1 rRNA gene is annotated in these 666 nt (G+C 54.5%); it reads right to left on the reverse strand.

The window, feature by feature from the left end:
* Positions 1–666, reverse strand: a 23S ribosomal RNA gene (locus FOT98_RS27495); the annotation flags it as partial.

Consider the following 666-nt stretch of genomic DNA (forward strand, 5'->3'; position numbering starts at 1 on the left):
GCTTCCACCTCGAACCTATCAACCTGATCATCTTTCAGGGATCTTACTAGCTTACGCTATGGGAAATCTCATCTTGAGGGGGGCTTCATGCTTAGATGCTTTCAGCACTTATCCCTTCCGCACATAGCTACCCAGCTATGCCCTTGGCAGAACAACTGGTACACCAGCGGTGCGTCCATCCCGGTCCTCTCGTACTAAGGACAGCTCCTCTCAAATTTCCTACGCCCACGACGGATAGGGACCGAACTGTCTCACGACGTTCTGAACCCAGCTCGCGTACCGCTTTAATGGGCGAACAGCCCAACCCTTGGGACCGACTACAGCCCCAGGATGCGATGAGCCGACATCGAGGTGCCAAACCTCCCCGTCGATGTGGACTCTTGGGGGAGATAAGCCTGTTATCCCCGGGGTAGCTTTTATCCGTTGAGCGATGGCCCTTCCATGCGGAACCACCGGATCACTAAGCCCGACTTTCGTCCCTGCTCGACTTGTAGGTCTCGCAGTCAAGCTCCCTTATGCCTTTGCACTCTACGAATGATTTCCAACCATTCTGAGGGAACCTTTGGGCGCCTCCGTTACACTTTAGGAGGCGACCGCCCCAGTCAAACTGCCCACCTGACACTGTCTCCCGGGTCGATAAGACCCGTAGGTTAGAATTTCAATACA

The sequence above is a fragment of the Bacillus sp. HY001 genome, assembly GCF_007558965.1.
Lineage (GTDB): Bacteria > Bacillota > Bacilli > Bacillales > Bacillaceae_G > Bacillus_A > Bacillus_A mobilis.